The sequence below is a fragment of the Thiohalophilus sp. genome (assembly GCF_034522235.1).
Classification (GTDB): domain Bacteria; phylum Pseudomonadota; class Gammaproteobacteria; order UBA6429; family Thiohalophilaceae; genus Thiohalophilus.
This window is the reverse complement of record NZ_JAXHLN010000003.1, coordinates 1,961,110-1,977,546: the sequence shown is the minus strand read 5'-3', so window position 1 is coordinate 1,977,546 and position 16,437 is coordinate 1,961,110. Positions and strand designations below refer to the sequence as shown.

Below are 16,437 nucleotides of genomic sequence, written 5' to 3'. Positions count from 1 at the left end.
ACTATAGTGAATTCGGATAGTAAAAACTGTGAACCAGGCGGTCAAGCACTTATCCTGTCGGCGTGGTTTCCTCGGCGCCTGACAAACGGGCATACTGTCAGTATACCTTAACCACAATCGGTAACCGGATGTTGTTTCGCGCACAAAAATCCCCGACACGCCAGTTTCATCACTGTCCCCAGGGCGACGGCGTCTGGTCCGAGCTGGAGCAGTGGTATGCCAGTCGCCTGGGCGAGCTGATGGCCGAGCAGGAGCAACAGCAACTGGATACGGAACTGGTGGATCTGTTCGGGTATCATCTGCTGCATATGGGCAGCCCCACGGAGGCGGCGATGTTGCGCGCCAGCCGGGTCAATCACCGTATGCGCACCCGGCTCGATGCCGACAGCCGCGCAGCGGGCCGGGACGAGCGGGTATTGTGTCTTGAGCCGACGGCCCTGCCGTTCAGCCCCGATACCCTGGATGTGGTGGTGTTGTCCCATGTGCTGGAGTTTTCGAACGATCCGCACACCGTGTTGCGGGAAGTGGAGCGTAGCCTGATTCCCGAGGGGCATGTGGTCATTCTGGGCTTCAATCCCGTCAGCCTGTGGGGACTGATCCGGCTGTTTCGCAGCGGCAAAGGTCAGCTGCCCTGGTGTGGCCATTTTATGACCCTGACCCGGCTCAAGGACTGGCTGGCCCTGCTCGGTTTCGATGTGGTGCAACAGCGTCGCTATTGCTACCGGCCCCCCTGGCAGCGGCCCCGGTTGATGCAACAGCTGATGTTTATGGAGCGGCTCGGGCAACGCCTGTGGTCCTTTTTCGGCGGCGGCTATCTGCTGGTGGCGCGCAAGCGGGTCACAACCCTGACCCCGATCCGCCCGCGCTGGCGTGCGCGGCGGCGCATCGCCGTCAGCGGTCTGGTCAAGCCGCTGAATAATGAAAGACAACAAAAAGGAGCCCGTTTTGAGTCAGATCGTTGAAGCCTTTACCGACGGCGCCTGTCGCGGCAACCCCGGCCCCGGCGGCTGGGGGGTGTTGCTGCGCTACAACGGCCACGCGAAACGCCTGCACGGGGGGGAGCCCGAGACCACCAACAACCGGATGGAACTGATGGCCGCCATCCAGGCGCTGGAGAGCCTCTCCCGGCCCTGCGAAGTGCACCTGACCACCGACTCGACCTATGTGCAAAAAGGCATCAGCGAATGGCTGGCCAACTGGAAAAAACGGGGCTGGAAAACCGCGTCCAAAAAACCGGTCAAAAACGTGGACCTCTGGCAACGCCTGGACGCGGCCGTGCAAAAGCATCCGAAGGTGCACTGGCACTGGGTCAAGGGCCACAGCGGTCACGACGAGAACGAGATCGCCGATGAGCTGGCCAACCTCGGGATCGATGAGTTGCTGGGCAACTCATCGAAGAAGGGCCGAGTGACGAGGGACGAGTGACGAGGCGTATGAAGTTCTACGTGGTTTTTTAGCATGAAAAATCCTGCGTTTTACGATAATCTTGCCAGGATGAAACGACTCAACGCATTTCCTCGTCCCTCGTCCCTCGTCCCTCGTACCTGGTCATGAGGCAGATCGTACTCGACACCGAAACCACCGGCCTGGAGCCCGCCCAGGGCCACCGCATCATCGAGATCGGGTGTGTGGAGCTGGTCAATCGGCGGCTGACCGACAATCGCTATCACCAGTACATCAATCCCGAGCGCGAGATCGACGAAGGCGCGGTCGAGGTGCACGGGATCACCACCGAGTTTCTGGCGGACAAGCCTCGCTTTGAAGAGATTGCCGAGGATTTTGTCAATTTTATCCATGGTGCCGAGCTGATCATCCATAACGCGCCGTTCGATGTCGGTTTTATCAACCATGAGCTCAAACAGTTCGATGGAAATCGTCAGCCGGTCGATCAGTCCTGCCGTATCGTCGATACCCTGGTGATGGCGCGGCAGATGCACCCCGGCCAGAAGAACAACCTGGACGCCCTGTGCAAGCGTTACACCATCGATAATTCCTCGCGCGAGCTGCATGGCGCGCTGCTGGACGCCGAGATCCTGGCGGAAGTCTATCTGGCCATGACGGGTGGCCAGGTGCGGCTGTCGCTGGAAGGGCGGGGCAGTGGCGAGGCACGAAGCCGCATCGAATCGCGCCGGCCGCTGGCGGCCGGGCGTCCCCCCCTGAAGATCATCCGCGCCAGCGAGACCGAACAGCTTGCCCATCAGGCGCGTCTGGAGGCGATCGATCAGGCCAGCGACGGGCAGTGCCTGTGGCGCAAGCTCGATACCTGATTGGGTTGTCCGCCCCGGGCTGTGCTCTCCTTCTTTGTAAAATCCCCCTTTAAAACAGTTAGTTACAGACCGCGAAAAAATTAAAGTCCGGGCTGTCGAGTGCCGACAATTTATACAGCTTCGGAGAAACTGGTGGGTCCGACAAAGTGAGAAAAGTTGTGGTGAGTTGTTGTTCTGGTAGTTGTGTTTCCTCCCCTTGCGCAGAAATCGCGCAATTCTGAATCCCCGCATCGTTGCGGGGATTTTTTTGCCTGGATGTCGGGTCAACCGCCACGCCGGCTGTTGACCCGTTAACCCCATCAGGGCAAGGCCACGCTTTTGAGCTTGCCGCTTTCCCCCCCGGCTGAACAAATCGGCGGATGTTCCGGGAGCGGGAGCGAGCGGTGCGGAGGAATAAAAACAGCTAGCGTTCGTGATAGACCACGATGTCCATCCCGTGGACTTCGATGATCTGTTGCTCGGCCATGTTTTTCAGCACCCGGCCGGCCATTTCCCGCGAGCAGCCGACGATCCGGCCCAGCTCCTGACGCGAGACATGGATCTGGGTGCCGGCGGGGTGTGACATGGCTTCGGGATGCGAGCACATGTCGAGCAGGGCACGGGCGATCCGGCCTGCGACATCCATGAAGGCCAGCTGACTGACCTTGCGATTGGTGGTAATCAGTCGTTGTGACAGCTGCAGCCCGACGGCCTTGAGAATATCCGGCTGGGCGTCTTTGAGCTCGTTGTCAAACAGACGGTTTAATTCGTCATAACTGATCCTGGCCAGCTGACAGCTGGTGCGGGTTCGCACCAGCGCCGCACGACATTTGGTGCGATAAAACAGACCCATCTCACCGATGAAATCGCCGCTGTTGAGATAGGCCAGAACGATTTCGTGACCCTCATCGTCATCGTCTTCCAGCAGGACACTGGCCGAGCCATCGATCAGATAGTAGAGGGTATCACTCGGATCGCCGGCCCGAACGATCACGCTTTTCTTCGGCAGGGTGTATACCGTGCAAAATTCCAGAAACCGTTCCATTGAGCGGGGATCGATCTCGCAGGCGAGGGCCTGTTCATCATCATCCAGTACGATCGTCATAGTTTACTCCAGCTTCTGTCTGAGATAACGCCGGATGCCGAGCCTGTTCCGGCACAGCCTCCGGCGGTTCCTCTGGTGTCTGAACGGAGCTGCGGCATCCGGGCTCGGTCGTGAAGCGGGCAGACTGTTCCATTGACAAGTTATAATGCGCTTCCATCATCCTTCTCCGGCAACGTTCAGTCGTCTGGGTTAGCGCCTGGAGAGGGCGTTTGTTATTAATTTATCAATCGGTCCTGATGGCAGGGACTTTAATATAATTCGACATAAAATGGTCAGCGTGGCCGTTCCCTGCCGGTACAAAAGTGCTCACCCGGGGGGCGAATCGGCGGGCGGGGACTGCATTTTTGCCCTGCGGCGAGTACAATACAGCCCCCCGCAGGGCCAAGATGACTTATTTTTCAAGGATTTGGTTTTAATGTCCATTCGTACCCGTTTCGCTCCCAGCCCGACCGGTTATCTCCACATCGGCGGGGCCCGCACGGCCCTGTTTTCCTGGCTCCACGCCCGTAAGCACGGCGGCCGGTTCGTCCTGCGGGTCGAAGATACCGATCTGGAGCGCTCCACGGCCGAATCGGTCAACGCCATCCTGGAAGGGATGACCTGGCTGGGGCTGGAATACGACGAAGGGCCGTTCTATCAAACCGAACGTTTCGAGCGCTATAACGAAATGATCGAGCGTCTGCTCGCCGAAGGCCACGCCTATCGCTGCAGTTGCAGTCGCGAGCGGCTGGATAAACTGCGCGAGGAGCAGATGGCCCGCAAGGAGAAACCCCGCTACGACGGGCATTGTCGTCATCGGGAAGTGTCCGCCGATGAACCGCACGTGATCCGGTTTAAAAATCCGCTGGAAGGGCAGGTGGTGATCGACGATCTGGTCCGTGGCCGGGTGATTGTGCAAAATTCCGAGCTGGATGATCTGATCATTCGTCGTACCGATGGCGCACCGACCTACAATCTGACCGTGGTGGTCGATGATCACGATATGCAGGTCAGCCATGTGATTCGCGGAGATGATCATCTGAACAACACGCCGCGCCAGGTCAATATTCTCAATGCATTGGACGCCCCCGTGCCGGTCTACGCTCATCTGCCGATGATTCTGGCTGAAGACGGCACCAAGCTGTCCAAACGCGTGCACGGGGAGTCAGTCAGCGTCATTCAGTATCGCGAGGAAGGCTATTTGCCGGAGGCGCTACTCAACTACCTGGTACGGCTGGGCTGGTCGCACGGCGATCAGGAGATCTTCTCGCTGGATGAGATGGTGCAGCTGTTTGATCTTGGCGAAGTGAATAACTCTGCATCCAGTATCAATATCAGCAAACTGTTGTGGCTGAATCAGCAATACATCAAAAACAGTGATCCAAACTATATTGCTCATCATCTGGGTTATCACCTGGGTAAGCTGGAGATCGATCCCAGCGAGGGACCGGATATCGTCGCCGTGGTCGAGGCCCAACATGAACGGGCCCAGACGCTGAAGGAGCTGGCGGATATCTGCCAGTTCTTCTATCGCGATTTCGACAGTTATGATGAGAAAGTGGCGAGCAAGCAACTCAAGGCTGCGGCACTTGAGCCATTACAGCTGCTACGTCAGAAATTGTCAGATCTGGGCGAATGGCAACAAGGCCCTATCCACGACGCTATCCACAGCACGGCCGGGGAACTGGATCTTAAAATGGGCAAGGTGGGCATGCCGTTGCGCGTGGCCGTAACCGGAGGTGCGCCGTCACCGTCGCTGGATCTGACAGTGTATCTGATCGGCCGGGAACGGACCTTGAATCGCATTGATATGGCGCTGGCGTATATTCGCCAGCGCACCGAACAATAACGCTTTTACACGGATTGAGCCATCATGCCCAGCGACACCCCCAGGTCGAACAACTTTATTCGCCAGACCATCGAGGCCGATCTGGCCGCCGGTAAACACGACGGCCGGGTCATGACCCGTTTCCCGCCCGAACCCAATGGCTATCTGCATATTGGCCATGCCAAATCGATCGTGCTGAACTTCGGGGTGGCCGAGGACTATCATGGCGCCTGTAATTTGCGTTTTGATGACACCAACCCGCATAAAGAGAACGTCGAATTCATCGAGGCGATCAAACGTGATGTGCAGTGGCTCGGCTACGAATGGCAAGGGCTTTACTTCGCCTCCAGCTATTTCGAGCAGTTGTACGCTTATGCCGTAGAGCTGATCAAACTGGGCAAGGCCTATGTTTGTGATCTGTCCGGTGAGCAGATCCGTGAATATCGTGGCACCCTGACCGAACCGGGCAGGGACAGCCCCTATCGCGAGCGCAGCGTCGAGGAGAACCTGGATCTGTTCGCGCGCATGCGCGCCGGGGAGTTCGAGGACGGCGCCAAGGTACTGCGCGCGAAAATCGATATGGCCTCGCCCAATATCAATCTGCGCGATCCGACCATTTATCGCATTCGTCACGGTGTGATCCACCATCAGACCGGTGAGGAGTGGTGTATCTATCCGATGTACGATTTCACCCATTGCCTGTCGGATGCCATCGAGGGAATCACCCATTCCCTCTGCACCCTGGAGTTCGAGGATCATCGCCCCTTGTATGACTGGTTTCTGGTGACACTTGAGACGCCACATCATCCGCAACAGATCGAGTTCTCGCGCCTGACCCTGGAACATACCGTGACCAGCAAGCGCAAGTTGACCGAACTGGTGGAGCAGGGCTTTGTGGAAGGCTGGGACGATCCGCGTATGCCGACCATCGCCGGACTGCGTCGCCGCGGTTACACACCGGCCGCGTTGCGTGATTTCTGTGAGCGCATCGGCGTGACCAAGTCGGACAACTTCGTCGAAATGGGCGTGCTGGAGAACAGCATCCGCGAGGATCTCAACCGGGTGGCGCCGCGCCGCATGGCCGTGCTACACCCCCTGAAGATGGTGATTACCAATTATCCGGACGATCAAAGCGAACAACTCGAGGCGCCCAATCATCCTCAGGACGAGAGCCTGGGCAGCCGACAGCTCACCTTCAGTCGCGAGGTCTGGATCGATCGGGATGATTTTATAGAAGTGGCGCCCAACAAGAAATTCAAACGCCTGGTCAGCGGGGGCGAGGTGCGCCTGCGCAACGCCTATGTGATCCGTTGCGATGAGGTGATCAAGGACGCGCACGGCGAGATTATCGAGCTGCATTGCAGTTACGATCCCGCTACGCTGGGCACCAACCCCGAGGGGCGCAAGGTCAAGGGCGTCATCCACTGGGTCAATGCCGTCGATGCGCTGCCGGTCGAAATCCGGCTCTACGACCGCCTGTTCAACCATCCCAATCCCGACAGCGCCAGAGACGGCAAACTCTGGACCGAGCATCTCAACCCCGACTCCCTGCGCACCTTGACGCACAGTCTGGTGGAGGCGAGCCTGGCGTCGGCCGCCCCCGGCGAAGTGTTCCAGTTCGAGCGCGAGGGCTATTTCTGTCTCGATGAGGCCCGCCGAGAGGACGGGATGCCGGTCTTCAACCGCACCGTGACCCTGCGGGACACCTGGGCGAAAATTGAGCAAAAATCCGCGGGCCAGTGAGATCCGCAGACGACAACGGGTCGAGCGTGAGGGCCTGGTTTTGCGGGATGGCGAAACATTCGGCAAATCACTGAAATTCGGACGGATCCTCGAAAAATCCTCCCCGGATGATTGACATAAGAGGGCCGCTGACGTAAATTGCGCGCTCTCGATTTTCGGGGCTATAGCTCAGCTGGGAGAGCGCTTGCATGGCATGCAAGAGGTCGGCGGTTCGATCCCGCCTAGCTCCACCAGAGACCACAGCGAGGTGACGAGTGAAACAGATCGGACGCTTTGCTGTGTACCTCGGGGTTATACTCATAGTACTGGGTATGATCGCCGGATTCGGTGCGATGCTTGTCAAACAGGACAGCGCGGGCATTCAATGGCTCGGTGTCGTGCCAGTAGGGTTTGTAGTACTATTGGCGGGCACTGTCATGTCGCAGCTGTCACGTCCCGACGACGAATAACAACAGTTTTCGTCCCCATCGTCTAGTTGGCCTAGGACACCGCCCTTTCACGGCGGCAACAGGGGTTCGAATCCCCTTGGGGACGCCAAATAGAAAAACGCCCGGTCAGCGACCGGGCGTTTTTGTTTGCGATCGGGTGATATCAATTACAGATCGATCAACGCATAGCCATCCATCTGCAAATCCGCCACCGCGATATGACCACCCGGGACGAATGTCACGCCCTCGATCTTGTTAGCCTTTTTGATGCCCAGCACTCTTGAAGCCATCTGGCACAGGTAAAATTTGACGCCGATCGCCTGCGCGCGTTCGACCAGGTGCCGGAAAGGGTTGCTGCAGGTTTTGCCGACACCGGGATTCATCGGGCAATCCGGCTCACTGCCGCTATTATCGCGCATCCAGGCCGGATGATGGGTCGTCATCAGCAGTGCGCCGGCGTTGCTGGCCACAGCGATCACTTTGACATCCTCGCCGATTTTCATGTCGTGCATGTCTTCGTAATTCTCACGCATATATTCGATGTTGGAAAGAAAACGGGCGTTATTGACTCGCGCATGACCGTTTTTATCCACTGGTTTTTGTTTTGCTGACTTCCTGAGGGGTATCGAGCCGTTTGGCTTTAACCCACTATAGGGTATTTCGCCCGTTACCGAGAGTGACTTGAGTTACACAAGGGCCTGACCCGGGGCACTGTTTCGAGATTGACACGGGTTGGTTGCATTTGCTGAAAATCGCTCTATACTAACTGACCAGTCAGTCAGTATTATTCGGGCCAATGAAAAACCCCCATTCAAAACAGTTGGATAGCCATCGTCATCAGCGGCGCAAGGCCGCGCGTCCGGGCGAGATTATCGCGGCGGCGCTGGAGCTGTTTGTCGAGCACGGCTTTGCCGCCACCCGACTGGAGGATGTGGCGCGCCGGGCGGGTGTTTCCAAAGGCACGGTGTATCTCTATTTTGACAGCAAGGAAGCATTGTTCGAGGCCGTAGTGCGGGAGATCGTGATTCCCCAGGTCGAACGTAGCGAAACGCTGGCGCAGCAGCATCAGGGCAGCCAGGCCGAATTACTTGAACAGCTGGTAATGAACTGGTGGCAATCGGTCAGTACCGGGCCGATTTGCGGCATTCCCAAACTGATCATCGCCGAGTCGGCCAATTTTCCGCAGGCGGCGCAATTTTTTGTGGATAACGTCATCAACCGGATGCGTCGGATTTTCAACCAGGTGATTGAAAACGGTATCGAAGAGGGTGAGTTTCGCCGGGTCGATCCTGAATACATCACCCGCCTGTTGATGTCACCGATGGTCTTGCTGGCCATCTGGCGTCACTCTCTGCAACCGTACGACCAGACCTTCCCGATGGACGAGCAAACCTATTTGCATCAGCACCTTGATCTGTTTCTCAACGGCCTGCGCAAGGAGAAAGCATGAGATTGGTTGGCATGATCAGCCTGCTGTTGCTGGTACTGGGCCTGCTGCCAGCGCAGGCCGATGAACCGGCACTCGGTTTTGAGGGGGTCGTGGAAAAAATTCTGCAACAGTATCCGACCCTGGAAATAGCACGCCTGCAGGTGCAACGCTCGCACCAGGAAATCGCCCGGGTCGAAAGCCGGCTGGGCTGGGAACTGGCCGGTGACGCCGGGATATCGCATGATGTCTCCGTATTCGGGACACCGACCGATCGTGCCGATGTGAACCTCTCTCTCGAGCGGCAACTGGAATCGGGTCACCGGGTCGGGGTCAGCGGCAATTATACCTATGAAGACAGCTCGTTCACGTTATCTGGGTTACCTAACCCTTCGCACGCCACGCAGCTGGATCTCAATTACCGGATTCCGCTCGGCCAGGGCGAGGGTAATCCGGCCTACAGCGAAAGCCTGACCGGTGCCGAAGCCGGGGTCAAAGCCGAACGTGCCGCCGCCCGGACCCTGCGCAACGAGATCGCCAATCAGGCGCTGGATCTGTTTTATGCCAAGGCATTGACCGAGGCGCGTCTGAGCAGTGCCCGCGAGGGCGTGGAGAATGCGCGTCGCCTGCAGGCTTACATCGCCGAACGGCGTGAGCTGGGGCTGGCCGAGGAGAAGGATGCGCTGCAGGCGCAGGCCCAGCTGCGGGCCCAGGAGACCGCCTTGCAGCGGCTTGAAATGGCCCTGGAGCAACAGCGCATTGCCCTCAACCGGCTGATGGGCGAGCCCTGGCAGTGGAGTTACCGCAGTGCCGTCCGGTTAGAGATACAACTGACCGATTATGGGGTGGCCGAATTAACCGAGCAGGCGGCAGCCCGCTATCCGCCCTTGCAGCAAAACCGCGCCCGCCTGGAAGTGACCGAAACAGTGCTGCGCCGCAGCCGCGATCAGCGCAAGGATCAGCTGGATCTGGTCTTCTCGGTCGGGACCCGCACCCGCAGCGGCGATGCCACCACCGGCAGCGTCAGCGAAGAAGACATGGCCGGCCTGATTCGTTTTGAATATCGTGAGTCGCTGAACAAACAGGGACTGGATGCCGAGGTCCGTCAGGCCCAGCTGGATCGCACCATCGCCATTGAGGAGATCCGCCGCGCCCGCGATGAGCTGCGCTACGGCGTCGCCAGCCTGGTCCAGGAGATCCGCGCCACCCGTCGGGCACTGGACAGCGCCCGGGGACGCCTGCAAAGCGAACAGGATAAATACCGGGAGGCCATGCAGCGTTACCGCCAGGGGCGGGAGCAGACTGATCGGCTGATCCAGTTTGATAATGAACGCAATGAGGCCCGCCTGACGGTGGCTGAACTGGAGGTCGAGCTGGCGCGCCGGCTCAGCGCGCTGCAGATTCTGCATGGCAGCTTCTGGACCTCGCTGGATAGCGGGATCGATGTCGGGGAATTGCCATGATTCGCTTTCTGGTCGAACGCAGTCTGGTGGTGCATCTGGTTTCGGTCTTTTTGATCGTGCTGGGTATCATCGCCATCGCCAATATCAATCGTGAAGCCTTTCCCAACGTCAATCTCGACAAGGTGCAGATCGAGATTGCCTATCCCGGTTCCTCCCCCGAGGAGATCGAACGCATCATTATCACGCCGATCGAGCAGGAGCTGCGCTCGCTCGATGGCATTGACACCATGACCTCGATCGCCTTTCCGGGGTCGGGACGCATCAATCTGGAAGTGGACCCGGATGCCACCAACCGGGAGCGTATCGTCAGCGATGTGCAACTGGCGGTCGATCGCGCCAGGCTGCCAACGGATATGCCGGAAGAACCGATCGTCCTGGAAGTGGACGGCAAGATGATCCCGATCATTCAGCTGGCGATCTCCGCGCCGCGCGATGAGCTGGCGCTGAAACGGCTGGTGGATGACATGGAAGACGATCTGCTGAATATCGAAGGCATCGCGCGGGTCCAGATCCAGGGCGATCGACGGGCCGAGCTGCGGGTGGTGGCCAAACCCGACAAGTTACGCGAGCACCGCATCGCCATCGGCGAGCTGGCCGAGGTGCTGGAGAACTGGAATGTCAACGCGCCGGGCGGGGATCTGGATACCCCGCAGGGCCAGCGGGCCATTCGCATCGTCGGCGAATATCAGCGCACACGGGATATCAGCGAGCTGGTGTTGCGGGCCAACGAGCGGGGCGAGGGCATTCGAGTGGGCGATATCGCCGAGGTGACCGAGTCACTGGAGGAGGCCGATGTCTATTACGATGTCAGCGGCACCCCGGCGCTGAATGTGATCGTGATGAAAAAGGCCGAAGCCGACATTATCGAAGCGGTGGATCGGATCAATGCTTATTTAGAGACGGTGCCGCAGCGCTATGGTGACGATATCCAGATCGAAAGCTTCCAGGATTTTTCCTATTTCGCCAAGTTGCGCCTGGGCGTACTGACCAACAACGCCCAGGTCGGGCTGATCCTGGTCTTTCTGTCGTTGATCATGTTCCTGCGTCCTTCGGTGGCGTTGACTACCACCTGGGGCATTCCGATTGTCTTTTTGACCGGACTGTATGTGCTATATCTGTCCGGCATCACGCTCAACCTGGTTTCCATGCTCGGCTTTATCATGGTGCTGGGGATGCTGGTGGATGATGCCATTATTATCGGCGAGAACATCACCTATCACATGGAACGGGGACTGTCGCCCAACGAGGCGGCGGTCACCGGCGCCAGAGAGCTGATCGGGCCGGTGACGGCGACCATCCTGACCACGGTCACGGCCTTTATGCCCATGTTGTTCATGAGCGGTATCATCGGCAAGTTCATTGTTGCCATCCCGACCGTCGTGATCGCGCTGCTGGTGTTCTCCTGGCTGGAGTCGTTTTTGATTCTGCCCAGCCACGTTGCGCATGTGACCAACAGTAAAAAACACCCCGCCGAACGGCGCTGGCTGATCAGTCTGGAAAATGCCTATGCCTGGATCCTGGACAAGGCGATCCGGCGCCACTGGATCACCCTGCTGATCTCCGTTGCGGCGCTGGCATTGAGCCTGTTTGCCGCCGTCAATGTGCTCAAGTTCCAGCTGTTTCCGCCGGTGGACGTGGATGAATACATCGTGCGGGTGACAGCTCCTGCGGGTACCAGTCTGGAGGATATGCGCAAGCAGATGCGCACGATCGATGAAATCGTGCGCGAGAAGACCAACCCGGACTATCTGGAGACCACGATCATATCCACCGGCCAGATTGCCATGGATGCCAACGATCCCCTGATGCAGCGCGGCAGCCGTTTCGGGCAGATCCGGGTCAATTATATTCCCGCGGTATTGCGCGAAGATCATGATGTGCTGGATGACATGCGTCGTTTTGAAGCGCTGTTAACGGAAAAATTCCCCAATCTGGAGATCTCCCTGGGCGAAATCAAACAGGGCCCGCCCACGGGGCGGGCACTGGAGGTGGAGATATCCAGTAATAACAACGAGGTTAACGAAGAAGTCGCCTACCGGCTGATGGATTATGTGAAGTCCCTGCCGGGGATCACGACCATCGAAAGTGGCCTGCAACCGGGGGACCCGGAGCTGCACGTGGTGGTGGATCGGGTCAGGGCGGCCTATGCCGGTATCGATCTGGCGACCATCGCCAGTCATGTGCGCGCGGCGGTCGACGGCCTGCGGGTGACTACCACGCGCAAGGGCACCGAAGAAGTGGATATTACCATCCGCCTGCCGAATGAGAGCGACGATCCTGTCGGCAAATTGATGCAACTGGACATCCCCAATCGCACCGGCGGGCTGGTGCCGTTGAACCGCCTCGCCAAACTCGAGGAGCATGAAGGCTATACCACCATCCGGCACAAGCAGGGCGTGCGCGCGGTCACCGTGGTCGCCAATATCGACAGCAAACAGACCACCAGCCTGGAGGTCAACCGGGCGGTGGAAAAAGGGGAGCCAGAGTGGCTGGGCGAGGATGCCGACAAAGTCCGGGTGGTTTACGGCGGCGAGAACGAGAAAAACCAGGAGTCGTTCGAGGATCTGGGCATGGCGTTCGTGGTAGCCCTGATCGGTATCTTCTTTATTCTCGCAATTCAGTTCAACAACCTGGGTTATCCGCTGCTGGTGATGCTGGCGATCCCGTTCGGGGTAGTGGGAATCGTGATCAGTTTCCTGCTGCACGATCTGTTCTGGAAAGACATGCCGTTGTCGTTTTTCTCGACTCTGGGCATGGTGGCCCTGACCGGCGTGGTGGTGAACAGCTCGCTGATCATGGTGGTGTTTATCCAGCGCGCCCTGCAAGCCGGCAATAACGTTTATGAGGCAGTGATGGAGGCCGGGCGACGGCGCCTGCGGGCAGTGATCCTGACCGCCGCCACCACGGTGCTGGGACTGTTACCGACGGCTTATGGCTGGGGCGGTTCCGATCCTTTCGTCGCGCCCATGGCCCTGGCGCTCTCCTGGGGGCTGGCGTTTGCCACGCTGGTGACCCTGCTGACCATCCCGGCGGCGTTTGTTGCCGCCACGCGGGTCAAGGAGGGGGTGCTGCGCTTGGTTAAGGCTGGTGATAAATCGTGAATCGTTCGTAACGGCACAAAGCTCGTATACTTGTGTATTAGATATCAGCCGGATATTATTGGCCAGTATTAAATTATTACTTTGTTTTATATGTACTCTGCGTCATTGTACCCAAACAACGGGCATAAACGCCTTTGCGAGAGACAATAATCGCCTTCCGTATTACTCAATATAGAAGAACTTCATCTGGGTGCCGGCCAGTTCGATCACATCCTGATCCTTGAGAGTGATGGCTTCCGTGGTCAGCTGTTTACCGTTAATCATGGGCGTGTCAGAGGCGCGGCGAAGTTTGTTGCTGCGCAGAGATGAGATGGTGTAGTTATTGGTGTTGCGCGCGATCATGGCCATTTTGATACCGTTAAAACCGATGGTATTGAACGGCTTGCGCAGTTCCAGCACTTTTTTGGCCAGCGGCCCGTTGAGGATCTTGACCCCGGCCAGTTTTTCGCCTTTCAGGTTGGCTTGTGCCGGAGCTCTGGTATCCATCACCTGAGTGTCCTCGATCTCGGCCTGGATAAACATGGTCGGCTCGTATTCCTGATCTTCATCGTCAAAATAGGTGAGTTGGTAGTTTCCTATCTGAATGACATCATTTTGTTTGAGCAGGGTCTTGGTGATGCGCGAGCCGTTGAGTAAAGTGCCGTTGGTACTGCCCAGGTCATCGACATAGACATGCTCGCCCATGGTGACAATCAGCGCATGACGACCGCTTACCGTCAGATCATTGAGCTGTATATCATTACCATGTTTTCGGCCGATGCTGATGCTCTCTTTGTCGATGGGGTATTCCCTGACTACCGCCCCGTCGAGCGTCATGATTAATTTGCTTCCCATGGTTGTTTCCTGCTTTTCAGACTATTTTTTTAAGTCAGGTTCTGAGGAGAGGACAATCTCCTCCACGTCATCACTTGCGTTTACATTGTATTTCTCGTCTATCATATCTTCAACGGCTTCTTCATAACCATCAATGTGCTTGGCAAACTGATGTTTGCTGCGCGCCTTCAAGTAGGCATCTTCGCCTGTAATGATTTGTGAATCAACCAGGCGTTTCAGAGCGGTATCCATCAATTGCATACCTTGCATCGCGCCACCCTGGATAATATTCTCCAGTTGCTCGGTCTTGCCTTCACGTAGTACGTTGGCGATTGCAGGATTGTTGATCATGATTTCAAGAGCGGCAACCCGGCCCTTGTTGTCACAGCGGCGTACCAGTTGCTGGGAGATAATGCCTACCAATGAGGTGGAGAGCATGGTGCGTACATAAGCCTCTTCTCCGGATGGGAAGACGTTGAGGATTCGATCTACCGTTGAAGCAGCAGTACTGGTGTGTAATGTCGCCATTACCAGAATCCCCATTTCCGCCGCGGTAATGGCCAGGTGTATGGTTTCCAGATCGCGCAACTCACCTACCAGGATGACATCCGGATCTTCTCGCAAAGCAGAATGCAGCGCATTTGCAAAACGGGATGTGTGCTCGCCGACCTCGCGCTGGCTGATCAGGCAGTTTTTATTGTGATGTACAAACTCGATCGGGTCTTCGATAGTCAGGATATGACCCTTGCGTTCGGTGTTGATGAAATCAACCATCGCGGCAAGGGAGGTGGATTTGCCGGAGCCGGTCGGCCCGGTGACCAGAATCAGTCCCTTGCGTTGGCGAGCGAGGTTTTTCAATACCGGCGGTAGCCCAAGATCGTTGAGCGATTTTATTTCGGCCGGAATAACACGAAATACGGCGCCAATGCCGGACAGGTGCTGGAATACGTTGACACGAAAACGGGCCAGGTTTTCCGCTTCATAGGCAAAATCGACGCCGTTATTTTCCTCAAAGTATTCTTGTTGATCATTGGACATGATTTCAAAAATCAGATCCTGGGTTTCTTCGGCAGTGAGTTCCCGATATTTTATCGCGAATGTATCGCCGTTAATCCGTACACGAGGCGGGTTACCGGCGACCATGTGCAGATCGGAGCCGTTCTGTTTGACAACCAGTTCCAGGAAGGTGTCAATACGCGCCATGGATTAACCCCCGGTAGCCAGATTGACCTGGGGGAGCAAATCAGGGTTGGTAACAAAACGCTGGAAGGGTTTCTTGTCCTGGGCGTTGATATAGGCGTCATCCGGGTCGATTTGCTTGTTCTTCAAAGCTTCCATCAATGCTTGATCCATCAGTTGCATGCCCTGCTCCCGCCCGGACTGCAGTAGGGAGGGGATCTGGAATATCTTGCGATGCAGAATCAGATTGGCTATGGCGGAGGTATTGAGCATGACTTCAAGAATCGCCTTGCGTCCACGGCCATCGGCAGTACGCACCAGTCGTTGACTGATTACACCTTTTAAATGCTGCGCCAGAAACGTCGCGGTCAACCCTTTTTGTTCGATGGGCATGGCGTCGATGATACGATCCAGTGTCTTGACTGCCGAGGTGGTATGCAGCGTAGCCAGTACCAGGTGTCCGGTTTCGGCCGCCGTCATTGCCATCGATATGGTTTCGGGATCGCGCAATTCACCAACCAGAATGACATCCGGATCCTCACGCAAAGCGGCATGCAGACCGTCGGCGAAGCTCTTGACGTGATTGCCGACGCTGCGCTGTATGACCAGCGATTGCTTACTCTGATGAAGAAATTCAACCGGATCTTCGAGGGTGATAATATTGAATTTACGGTTCGCATTAAGCCAGTCGATCATTGATGCCAGCGTAGTGGATTTTCCCGTACCGGTGGCGCCGGTGACCAACAACATTCCCTGATTGGCATGGAGCAATTTCTCGACGATCTCGGGCAGTTCCAGATCTTGCATGGTGGGTATGCGTGGGGGAATAATTCTAAAGACACCACCGGAACCAGTCAGTTTATGGAACAGGTTGACACGATAGCGTTCACCTTCACTACTTTGATAGGAAATATCCAGATCCCGGCCCTGTTGATAAACATGTCGCTGATCCTGGGTTAATATCTCATCAATGAGACTGTCGAGTTCATCAGCAGTCAGCTCTCTGTACTTGATCGGGTCAAGATCACCATACAGGCGGATCATGGGCGGGACGCCAACGGCCAGATGTACGTCTGAAGCCCCCTGTTCACGCCCCAGTTTGAGAAAAGCGTCGATGCGTGCCATA

13 protein-coding genes and 2 tRNA genes are annotated in these 16,437 nt (G+C 57.0%); 10 read left to right on the top strand and 5 right to left on the bottom strand.

The features are described 5' to 3' along the window. Positions 1-128 precede the first annotated feature (128 nt). From U5J94_RS12640 to dnaQ, 3 genes are all read left to right on the top strand, one after another. Positions 129-962: a class I SAM-dependent methyltransferase gene (locus U5J94_RS12640; RefSeq protein WP_322565987.1), complete on the top strand. Its 834-nt coding sequence runs from the start codon at positions 129-131 to the stop codon at positions 960-962. Beyond that, positions 946-1,425 carry a ribonuclease HI gene (gene rnhA, locus U5J94_RS12635; RefSeq protein ID WP_322565986.1) on the top strand — a complete coding sequence of 160 codons (480 nt, stop codon included), beginning with the start codon at positions 946-948 and terminating at the stop codon, positions 1,423-1,425. The genes U5J94_RS12640 and rnhA overlap by 17 nt, the downstream gene beginning before the upstream one ends. A 125-nt stretch (positions 1,426-1,550) precedes the next feature. Then, complete coding sequence (gene dnaQ, locus U5J94_RS12630; RefSeq protein WP_322565985.1) at positions 1,551-2,267, top strand: DNA polymerase III subunit epsilon; 717 nt, start codon at positions 1,551-1,553, stop codon at positions 2,265-2,267. A 403-nt stretch (positions 2,268-2,670) separates the two neighbouring features. Here dnaQ and crp read toward each other — a convergent pair whose 3' ends face one another. After that, positions 2,671-3,351, bottom strand: a complete 681-nt coding sequence (crp, locus tag U5J94_RS12625) for a cAMP-activated global transcriptional regulator CRP (protein WP_322565984.1) — start codon at positions 3,349-3,351, stop codon at positions 2,671-2,673. 415 nt (positions 3,352-3,766) lie between these two features. Between crp and gltX the strand changes: the two genes are divergently transcribed. From gltX to U5J94_RS12605, 4 genes are all read left to right on the top strand, one after another. After that, a complete protein-coding gene (gltX, locus tag U5J94_RS12620) occupies positions 3,767-5,179 on the top strand; it encodes a glutamate--tRNA ligase (RefSeq protein ID WP_322565983.1) in 1,413 nt (470 codons plus the stop codon). 24 nt (positions 5,180-5,203) lie between these two features. Next, positions 5,204-6,901, top strand: a complete 1,698-nt coding sequence (locus U5J94_RS12615; RefSeq protein ID WP_322565982.1) for a glutamine--tRNA ligase/YqeY domain fusion protein — start codon at positions 5,204-5,206, stop codon at positions 6,899-6,901. Positions 6,902-7,058: 157 nt separating this feature from the next. After that, a tRNA-Ala gene (locus U5J94_RS12610) sits at positions 7,059-7,134 on the top strand. A gap of 227 nt (positions 7,135-7,361) precedes the next feature. Continuing rightward, a tRNA-Glu gene (locus U5J94_RS12605) sits at positions 7,362-7,438 on the top strand. Between the two features lie 58 nt (positions 7,439-7,496). Here the strand turns inward: U5J94_RS12605 and U5J94_RS12600 are convergent. After that, positions 7,497-7,922: a DsrE family protein gene (locus U5J94_RS12600; RefSeq protein WP_322565981.1), complete on the bottom strand. Its 426-nt coding sequence runs from the start codon at positions 7,920-7,922 to the stop codon at positions 7,497-7,499. Positions 7,923-8,125: 203 nt separating this feature from the next. Here U5J94_RS12600 and U5J94_RS12595 point away from each other — a divergent pair, with 203 nt between their 5' ends. Genes U5J94_RS12595 through U5J94_RS12585 form a run of 3 tightly spaced genes read left to right on the top strand, consistent with a single transcriptional unit; the run spans position 8,126 to position 13,319 of the window. Then, the gene (locus tag U5J94_RS12595) at positions 8,126-8,779 is read left to right on the top strand and encodes a TetR/AcrR family transcriptional regulator (RefSeq protein WP_322565980.1); all 654 of its coding nucleotides are present in this window, start codon (positions 8,126-8,128) and stop codon (positions 8,777-8,779) included. Further along, positions 8,776-10,218, top strand: a complete 1,443-nt coding sequence (locus U5J94_RS12590; RefSeq protein WP_322565979.1) for a TolC family protein — start codon at positions 8,776-8,778, stop codon at positions 10,216-10,218. The genes U5J94_RS12595 and U5J94_RS12590 overlap by 4 nt, the downstream gene beginning before the upstream one ends. Beyond that, positions 10,215-13,319 carry an efflux RND transporter permease subunit gene (locus U5J94_RS12585; RefSeq protein ID WP_322565978.1) on the top strand — a complete coding sequence of 1,035 codons (3,105 nt, stop codon included), beginning with the start codon at positions 10,215-10,217 and terminating at the stop codon, positions 13,317-13,319. Before U5J94_RS12590 ends, U5J94_RS12585 begins: the two co-directional genes overlap by 4 nt. Positions 13,320-13,481: 162 nt before the next feature. Here U5J94_RS12585 and U5J94_RS12580 read toward each other — a convergent pair whose 3' ends face one another. The 3 genes from U5J94_RS12580 to U5J94_RS12570 are packed head-to-tail and all read right to left on the bottom strand — an operon-like array spanning position 13,482 to position 16,436. Further along, positions 13,482-14,153, bottom strand: coding sequence for an FHA domain-containing protein (locus U5J94_RS12580; protein ID WP_322565977.1), 672 nt, complete (start codon positions 14,151-14,153; stop codon positions 13,482-13,484). Positions 14,154-14,174: 21 nt separating this feature from the next. Then, positions 14,175-15,335 (bottom strand): type IV pilus twitching motility protein PilT, encoded by a 1,161-nt coding sequence (locus U5J94_RS12575; RefSeq protein ID WP_322565976.1) that lies wholly within the window; start codon positions 15,333-15,335, stop codon positions 14,175-14,177. A gap of 3 nt (positions 15,336-15,338) precedes the next feature. Continuing rightward, complete coding sequence (locus tag U5J94_RS12570; RefSeq protein WP_322565975.1) at positions 15,339-16,436, bottom strand: PilT/PilU family type 4a pilus ATPase; 1,098 nt, start codon at positions 16,434-16,436, stop codon at positions 15,339-15,341. Between the last annotated feature and the right edge of the window lies 1 nt (position 16,437).

Bases quoted from the DNA above. Each gene is read 5' to 3' on its own strand.
- U5J94_RS12590 (WP_322565979.1), top strand. From the start codon at position 8,776: ATGAGATTGGTTGGCATGATCAGCCTGCTGTTGCTGGTACTGGGCCTG.
- dnaQ (WP_322565985.1), top strand. From the start codon at position 1,551: ATGAGGCAGATCGTACTCGACACCGAAACCACCGGCCTGGAGCCCGCC.
- U5J94_RS12595 (WP_322565980.1), top strand. From the start codon at position 8,126: ATGAAAAACCCCCATTCAAAACAGTTGGATAGCCATCGTCATCAGCGG.
- U5J94_RS12570 (WP_322565975.1), bottom strand. From the start codon at position 16,436: ATGGCACGCATCGACGCTTTTCTCAAACTGGGGCGTGAACAGGGGGCT.
- crp (WP_322565984.1), bottom strand. From the start codon at position 3,351: ATGACGATCGTACTGGATGATGATGAACAGGCCCTCGCCTGCGAGATC.
- U5J94_RS12585 (WP_322565978.1), top strand. From the start codon at position 10,215: ATGATTCGCTTTCTGGTCGAACGCAGTCTGGTGGTGCATCTGGTTTCG.
- U5J94_RS12640 (WP_322565987.1), top strand. From the start codon at position 129: ATGTTGTTTCGCGCACAAAAATCCCCGACACGCCAGTTTCATCACTGT.
- U5J94_RS12580 (WP_322565977.1), bottom strand. From the start codon at position 14,153: ATGGGAAGCAAATTAATCATGACGCTCGACGGGGCGGTAGTCAGGGAA.
- gltX (WP_322565983.1), top strand. From the start codon at position 3,767: ATGTCCATTCGTACCCGTTTCGCTCCCAGCCCGACCGGTTATCTCCAC.
- U5J94_RS12615 (WP_322565982.1), top strand. From the start codon at position 5,204: ATGCCCAGCGACACCCCCAGGTCGAACAACTTTATTCGCCAGACCATC.
- U5J94_RS12575 (WP_322565976.1), bottom strand. From the start codon at position 15,335: ATGGCGCGTATTGACACCTTCCTGGAACTGGTTGTCAAACAGAACGGC.